The 7,903-nt window shown below is 52.6% G+C and carries 4 protein-coding genes; 2 read left to right on the forward strand and 2 right to left on the reverse strand.

Features of this window, described 5'->3' with window-relative positions:
* Positions 1 to 79: 79 nt before the first annotated feature.
* Positions 80 to 1,693 (forward strand): RNA polymerase sigma factor, encoded by a 1,614-nt coding sequence (locus tag JIN87_RS27315; protein WP_200359793.1) that lies wholly within the window; start codon positions 80 to 82, stop codon positions 1,691 to 1,693.
* Between the two features lie 71 nt (positions 1,694 to 1,764).
* On the opposite strand, the gene JIN87_RS27320 is transcribed toward JIN87_RS27315, so the two are convergent.
* Both JIN87_RS27320 and JIN87_RS27325 read right to left on the reverse strand, forming a co-directional pair.
* Positions 1,765 to 2,961 carry an aldo/keto reductase gene (locus JIN87_RS27320; protein WP_200359795.1) on the reverse strand — a complete coding sequence of 399 codons (1,197 nt, stop codon included), beginning with the start codon at positions 2,959 to 2,961 and terminating at the stop codon, positions 1,765 to 1,767.
* A gap of 97 nt (positions 2,962 to 3,058) precedes the next feature.
* Positions 3,059 to 6,247 (reverse strand): coiled-coil domain-containing protein, encoded by a 3,189-nt coding sequence (locus JIN87_RS27325; protein ID WP_200359797.1) that lies wholly within the window; start codon positions 6,245 to 6,247, stop codon positions 3,059 to 3,061.
* Positions 6,248 to 6,570: 323 nt separating this feature from the next.
* Here JIN87_RS27325 and JIN87_RS27330 point away from each other — a divergent pair, with 323 nt between their 5' ends.
* Positions 6,571 to 7,737: a cache domain-containing protein gene (locus JIN87_RS27330; protein WP_200359799.1), complete on the forward strand. Its 1,167-nt coding sequence runs from the start codon at positions 6,571 to 6,573 to the stop codon at positions 7,735 to 7,737.
* Positions 7,738 to 7,903: the final 166 nt, after the last annotated feature.

Here is a 7,903-nt window from a genome sequence, read left to right on the forward strand (position 1 = left end):
CGCTACGGTTGAACTTCGCTTTTTTGAAAAAAGTCTGTCACCTTTGTCGAAGTACCGGGCACTCCTATGGCGAAACACCATGAAACTCTTTAAATCTAGAACCACATATCAGGAAGATGATGACGCGTCGCTCGTGCTCGCTTCCTTGGGCGGTGATCGGGACGCATTCGGTAAAATCGTCACCCGTTATCAGGGGCTACTTTGTTCGCTTGCTTATTCTTCACTGGGGGATTTGGCGGCAAGCGAAGACGTTGCCCAGGACGCCTTCGTCGAGGCTTGGAAGAAACTCGGAGCTCTCAAGGACCCAGAAAAGCTGAAGTCTTGGTTATGCGGGATCCTGCGATTCAAGGTAAGTCACTACCGTCGGAGCGAAGCGAGACGCCCCATTGGTGGCGCGGTGGAGCTGGACGATATGCGTGAGCTCGAGTCGGAAGAAGCGAGAACTGAAGACGTGACGATGAAAGAAGAAGAGCAAGCCCTGCTTTGGCAGGCCCTAGAGAAAGTCCCCGAGAACTATCGCGAACCTTTAGTTTTATATTATCGAGAGCACCGATCAATTGAGCATGTCGCTTACGAATTAGATCTAAGCGAGGATGCGGTGAAGCAACGTCTCTCACGTGGCAGAAAGATGCTCCAGGAGAAGATGATGACCTTCGTGGAAGAGGCGTTGGCAAAAAGCACTCCAGGGGGCGTATTCACAGCGGGGGTACTGGCGGCTATGGCGACGATTGCTCCGCCAGCGAAGGCTGCGGGAGCGGGGGCTGCGGCTGTGCAGGTTGGCTCCTGGTTTAAGTGGGCGACGATAGCGTCCTTCTTAGCCTCGGTGTCGGGGCTGATTAGTACGATGTTTGCCTTGAGAGCGAATTTCGACCAGTCGCGTACCAAGCGTGAACGGCGCTACATCGTTAAGTCGGTTGTCTGCTATCTTGGTTCGTTCGTTTTGCTGATCGCTGCTTTGTTAGGCATGCGTTACTTGGCTATCCATGAGTATGGGAATCCTGGATACTACGCGGTCGTGTCCCAAGGGCTCGTAGCTGTTTTTGCCCTCGGTTACTCCATTATGACCTGGCGGCAGATGAAGGGAATGCAGCGCTTGCGAATGGCGGAACGAGCTAGAAGACCGGATCTGTTCACTGCAGACGTCGATCAGGTTGGTTCGAAGAAACGGTCTTACAAAAGCAAGTGGAGTTTTCTCGGGGTGCCTCTTGTGCACGTGAAGTTTAATATCACTGACGAGGGAGATGGCCCTGCGTTTGGCTGGATTGCGGGCGGCGAAAAAGCTTACGGTCTTCTCATTGCTTGGGGAGGTATCACCGTCGCTCCCGTATGCGTTGGTATCATTTCGTTCGGCATTGTTTCGATTGCCGCAGTGAGTTTCGGTATCTTTTCAATGGGTGCGATTGGTATTGGCTTTATCGCGATGGGCTCCTGTGCGATTGGCTACAAAGCGTATTCAACGTTGTCCTCCACGGGGTGGGAAAGCGCGTTTAGCCAAAGCTTCTCAGTGGCCAAGGAGGCTGCAATTGGCCACGTTGCTTTCGCTAACGAGGTGAACAGCGAAAAAGCGGGTCAGATCATGAGCCTCGGTACGGTCGACGACGTATACGGAATTGTTTTGGGAGTGACCGCTCTAATGGTGATCGCTCCTGTCGTTTGGTACGCCAAGGAAGTGCGCAAGCGGATGGCGAAATAGGGTGGCGGCTCGCCTGCCGTGCTAGCCGTGATTTGGCTGTCGCGGCGTGCCCGGCGGTCACGCCCTACCTTTTAAGCGGGTTGGAGATCGAACTTCTTGCCGACGATACTTGCATTTTCCGCGACCTCGTCGTGCGACTCCATTTGGGAGACGCAGGCTGAGAGGTTCGGGTTTTGCAATGCCCACAGGTACGCTTTCGCGAATGTCGAGAGTTCTGGTTCCTGTGGTAAGGTTGTATTCAGTTTCTCACGTCGCCACTCAGGTTGGTCATTCATCGCGAAAAGGCGTGCGACCTTCATTGCTATCAAGCCCATGCCAGCTTGTTTCGCTTTGTAGATGGTTGGTTCGAGGGCCGCGTGATTGGCGATATTGTAGGCGAACATCGCAGCATCGTAGTAGCCGACTTCGATTGCTTTGGCGAGGTTCGCTCCGACGTCGTTGTGGAAAGAGACCGCGGAGGCACGGATCAGACCTTTCTGCTTAAATTCGGCGAAGATTTCAGCAAGGGTTTCGTCTTCTATCAGATCGGGCATCGCGAGGCCGTGAGGGCAGTGGAGCACGTCGATGTAGTCGGTTTGAAGGCGGGCTAGCCCCTCTTCGAGCAATTTGCGGGCGTGCTCCTTGGCGCGTTTTTGCCAGGCGACTTTGTGGCCATATTCCTTCAGCATGAGGTAGCGGAAGTAAGCCTTCGGGATCTGCGCTTCCTGACCGCCAAAATAGTTCATGTGGTAACCAGGCTTGAGGACGGATCGCTCGATCATCATCTCCTCACCTTTTTTGCGAATCTGCTCTATTTGGGATTCGGAAAGGTCCTTTTGGATCTCCTTGATCGCCCAACTCGCATAGCCGTAGTACCCGCTCAGTTTTGTCGCGAGGAAGATCTTCTCGCGATTTCCGCTTTGGGTAAGGTAGTCACCAATGTTCGACTCGACAGCGCCTTGCCCGTAAGCGGAGGCCGTGTCCAAATAGTTAATACCCCGGTCGATTTCGTCGTCGATAATCGGAAAATGCTCGGGGGACTTGTAGGCGAAGCTGCCGATGACGAGCTCTGAAACCATGAAACCAGTGCGCCCGAGCATGCGGTAGGACATGTCAGGGTGACGGTTGCGCCAAATCGGAGTTGGAGCGTTCGCAGGCTTGGCGTCCTCTTTCGAGACGGCGTTGGCGAGAGGTAGGCCTCCTGCGGCCAATGCGAGCGAGACGGATTTCGCTCCGGTCGATTTGAGAAAGGCACGGCGAGACGTGTTCGGGCTAGCGTCGTTGTTCATAGGCGGGAGGACGTTAGCAGAGCCATTTAGAATTCAGCAATCGATATACGGGCTAAAACTATCCAGTGAGAGCATTTAGTAAACTATTCTACCGGGCCTAGCCCTTCAGAGTGCGGGACAAGGACTTCAGTTCGCTACGGTTGGCGGATGAGTGACGTTTTCGTGAAAGTTCGCTGGTGATTTTATAGAGGTGTGTTCTGAGGAAACTGCTGTCCGCGTTTTGGTGGGCGAAATCGATGAAAGCTTCCAAGCGGGATTGGTAGTTCTCTGAGGCTGCCGCTTTGTGACTCTTGTCCTTCAAGCGTTCGGCCAAACTGTGGGTTTCGAGTAAGAGCGTTTTTAGGAGATTGGCGCGATAGGTGGCCTGTTTTTCGGAGCCTGATTGGGCGAAACGCTCCAAGGCGAAGTCGAATCCTTTGTCTGTTAGCGAAAGTTCGCCGATTAGGAATGCCAATTCGTTGGGGCGAAGCTCTTCAAGGGAGAAGGTCGCGAGGCTGAAAGTATTCAGATTTATGGGATGGAGGGTGCGGGCCGCATGGTAAGTGGCCACCCCGAAACCGCGTCGCTTATCGGAACGGATGAGTGGATGGGCGACAACACCCTTTTGCGGAGATTGGAAGCTGAGGCGTGTGTTCGCGGTGAACTGGTTCCGATAGAAAGTTCCTTCAAGAAAACTCTGTCCCTTCAAGGTTTGGGTGCTCGTTTTGTTAACCAATTTCAAACCGAACTGTGGGAGGAAATCGGTCCACTCAGCGTTGCGGGCCAAATTTGGAGAGGCGACGAATAACGAGCCCCCTTGACGGTAGTATGACTGGAGGTCTCCTGCTGTATTAGAATCTGGATTACGCCCGAGTTCGGCGACGATGTACCCCTCGAGATAGCTTTCAAATAGAGATGCTGCGGGAGCACTTGTTTCCTGATCGAGCGAGAAGAGGTCGAAGTTGAGGCCCTGAGAAGCGAGCCTATCTTTTAGAGGGCGCAAGTCCAACGCTCTATGATCTTGGATGAAAACGAGCAAATCCGATTCGGCAGCGTAGCGTTTGCTAACGAACGAGCGAGGAAAGCGGTAGCGTAGTTGAACGATATCCTGACTGGTGAGCTCGAGGGTTAAGTCTTGGCCGGTGAATTCGACTTGTTGATCGATTAGGTAGCGAAGGGATAGCTCGTTGGAGCCGGCGGATTGGAGAGCGGGCAGAGAGTGGGTGAGAAGAGTTTGGTCGTGGGAGTCGAGTAGGCGTAGCTGGAGATCGGACGGAGTGCTTTGCGATGTGGGATTCACCAGCCTAGCTGCCGTGTAGTTCTCATCGTTTGAGAACAAACGGGCAGGGTGATTGATCTCTGTGAGCTCAAGTGGGTAGTCGACAACGAAGCGGAACGTTTGGCTGTGTTCGATACGCCCGAATTCGATGAGTTCGGCTTTGATTTTTACTGTTTGCTTGGCGAGTGCGTTTCGTCGAATGAGGCCGCTTAAAACGTGGTCGAGACTCACTCGACTCTGCGAGGCAAGGGGCGGAAGTGTAAAGTCGGATACAGTTCTGTTGGCTGGACCTTCAAGGATGTGAAGGCGGATCTTTGCTTGCTGCGCGCCTTGAGTCGTAAGTCCTAGGTTTTTTAGATCAATCGAGAGGTGGAAGGCTTCGTTGATAGCGAACACACCGTCACGATTATCATCCTCCAAGTGGAACCGAATGTCGTCTAGAACAGCGTTTGTTTTGTAATATTGATCTCTATCGGCGAAGCCCCGGGCTTCTTCAGTTGCTAGGAAGGAACGAATATTGTCCTGGTATCCGTCTTGATCGCCTCGCTCGAGGTGGGCGTTGTAGCGCCCGTTTTGATACGCGTCTTGGTAGAGCTGCGAGTCCGTATCCGGTGAACGGAACGCTTTCTCGCGCACCTGCTGGTAGAGGCCTGGGTAGTCTCGATTGAAGGTTTCAGCTCGAGCGTTTTCGAAGTAGTGATCGAACGCGGAGCGCTCCGCTTCATCCGCTATATCCCGGTAGAGGCTGGGGTTTGAGTAGATTCGGATGTTGTTCTCTGCAGAGCGGTGAAAGCTCTGCTCGAAGTGGAACGCGTATGCCTCTTCGTATTCGATTCGTGAAATCTTTTCGTAGTGAGTTCGGTATTCGTCCTCGAAGTAGTTGTGTAGGCTCTGGGTTGGAATGCGTACAAATGGAAAACTTCTCGGTTCGAAGAGATGTGGATGGAAGTCGATGATAAGGTCGGGCGGCGCTATGGAATCATGAACGCTGCTAAGCTGCAAATGGCCCGGAAGAGGGAATGTTTGTAGTGCCGGCTCCTTTCTGTTCTCGAACGGAATGGCTCTCAATCGGAGTTGCGGAATTTTGGAAGCTCGTTTTGCGAGAGATACCCAGGGGCGTGCGTCTACGTTGTATTCAAGATCTAATGAAGGCGTGTTCTGTAGGGCTTGGTTTGCGTAGTAGTCGTCCGCCCGATTTACTCCTGGAAGGTAACGAGCGTAGGCCTCGTTTTGAGCGCGCTGACGTCCGTTTTCGTAAGCGTCGTTGTACGACTGCTCCGTGCTATCAGGGGACTCCAGGTGCGTGTCGTAGCCGTCGCGATAGCCTCGCTCCTCCCATGCGTCAGCTTCGCCTGTATCGTATGCGAGGCGGACAGCTTCCGAAGCACCAGAGGAGGTGCCTTCTTGGGTACCAGATTGGCTGCCGAATTCGATTGCCGATTGTTTCGCCTGATAGACTCCCAATTCTTCGCCAAGCGCCCGTCCGGCTTCGTTTCCGATTCTAGAGCCCTCTCTTTCTCCATCGATGGCGCCTCGGTCATGTGCGTAGTCGACGGCAACTTTTGCGAGATCGCCTGCCAAGTAATGAAGGTGGTCCTTCGCTTGCTCGATGTTTTGCTTAACCTGGTCGAGTTGCTGTTTCGCAGTGTCTCGATCTGATTTGAAGGGGAGAATGGCGATTTCTAGTTTCGGTAGTCGGTTTTGCAGCACCGGAATCTCGCTGTTGAGTTTGAGGATCCGGGCTCGATTACGAGCGATACTCGGATGGCTCGGGTTTGTCTGCGATAATCGTTTATTCTGAGCCTGCAGCTTCTGGATCTCTTTTGAGTAGGCTGAGAGTTGAGATTGGATACGGCTGATCTCTTGGGAACGTTGCTCATATGAGCGCTTAGCTGATTGGTATGCTGATTTTGCGGCTTCCAGGTCGTAGTCGACTGGATTTTGAGACGGAAGCTCTGCCTGAATCGAAATGACTAAGACGAAGGACAACAAAGTGGGGATGAGGAACGTTCTGAGAATGAGGAGCATATCGGTCGTTTTTGACGAAGGAGAGGTCGGCTCTATTCAGCAGATTCTGAAGGTTGATCGGGGAAAAGGGAAATTCTTTGTTCCGACGATGATGCTCTTATTTGAACAGGATTCATAGAAAGGATGAGTGAAATTCAACAGAAAATGTAAAAATATTTTATATGTAACAGTTTTGCGACAAGTGGCCTGTAAAAAGCTCAAAGGCGGATCCCTCCTCTGGAATCCCTTTAGTGGAGGCTAACTCCGCCTCTTTTTGAGCAGGCAATTGCTTGTTTAGTGGAGGCGTTTTCGCGGCTTCGGCCGTGATTGTTGCTTTGAATCGAATGCCAATTAAAGAAGTAGAAAAGGAATACAGTTACGAACATATCTCGGGGCTTTCTCGAGACTTGAACCGAAGCATTAAGGATGCCTTGGAGCACATTACCTCCGTGAACAAGCAGACGCGAATGCTATCCTTCAATGCGCAGATCGAAGCTGCGAGAGCAGGAGGATCCGCCGGTGCAGCATTCGCAGTAGTGGCTCAAGCGATACAGGATTTGTCGGACCGCACTTCTGGTGTAACGAGACAGCTAAGAGAGAAGACACAGGGTACGATAGACGAAGTCAGTCATCTAGCAGATGTAATGGCGGACCGGATGCAGGGAACGCGTCTGGCGGATCTCGCCCTGAACAACATCGATTTGATTGATCGCAATTTGTATGAACGTACCTGTGACGTTCGTTGGTGGGCGACGGATTCCTCTCTGGTGGATGCGCTGAGCTCTATGGAGAGAAAGGATCTAGCCTTTGCGTCGAAGCGGCTTGGGGTTATCTTGTCGGCTTACACAGTGTACTATGATCTCGTTTTGACGGATCTAGAGGGCAGGGTCGTCGCCAATGGTCGCCCGGGACAGTACCACAGCGTTGGTCGCGATGTATCCAAGTCCGAATGGTTTCAGACAGCTCGGAAAACGAGCAACGGTGACGAGTACGGGTTCGAAGGGTGTCATCCATCGGATTTGGTCAATGGAAACAGGGTACTTGCATACTCTTGTGTCGTACGTGAGGGAGGCGATCAAAACGGACGTCCGCTAGGAGTTCTGGGGATCCTTTTCAATTGGGACGAGCTTGCTCAAGTGATCGTGGAAGCGACTCCGTTACCCAAGGAGGAATGGCAGCGTTCCCGCGTATGCATCGTTTCTGAGGAAGGAAAAATTCTTGCCGATACGGATGGGGAGCAACTGCGAGGTGATCTTGGATTGGATCTAGACGATATTCTCAGGAGCGGGATAACGTATTCGGAAATGAACTATCGAGGGAAGCCAGCTCTTGTGGCGCGCGCTTCTGCCCCCGGTTATGAGACGTACAGTACTGGTTGGTATTCAGTCATCATCCAGGAGCGAATAGGGAAGAAAGAGACAGCCGACGAAAAGCGGGAGAAAGCCAAAGCCGAAGAGGATCAGTGCGAAGTATTGTTCGGATCGCTGGATGCCTTAGGCAGCAGGTTGTAGTGGTAGGGGCCGACCGCCGGGCGGACCGTGGCGGTTGGATGTGATTAGGAGTTGGGATTGGATGTTGGGCACTGCGGCGTGCCCGGCGTGTCTGGTCAAGATACATGGTTAACAGGTGTTAAGAGACATGGTTAACACTTTTTGATGCCGTGGATGGAGACCGATA

Origin of the sequence: Pelagicoccus mobilis (assembly GCF_016595505.1) — a bacterium.
GTDB classification, from domain to species: domain Bacteria; phylum Verrucomicrobiota; class Verrucomicrobiia; order Opitutales; family Opitutaceae; genus Pelagicoccus; species Pelagicoccus mobilis.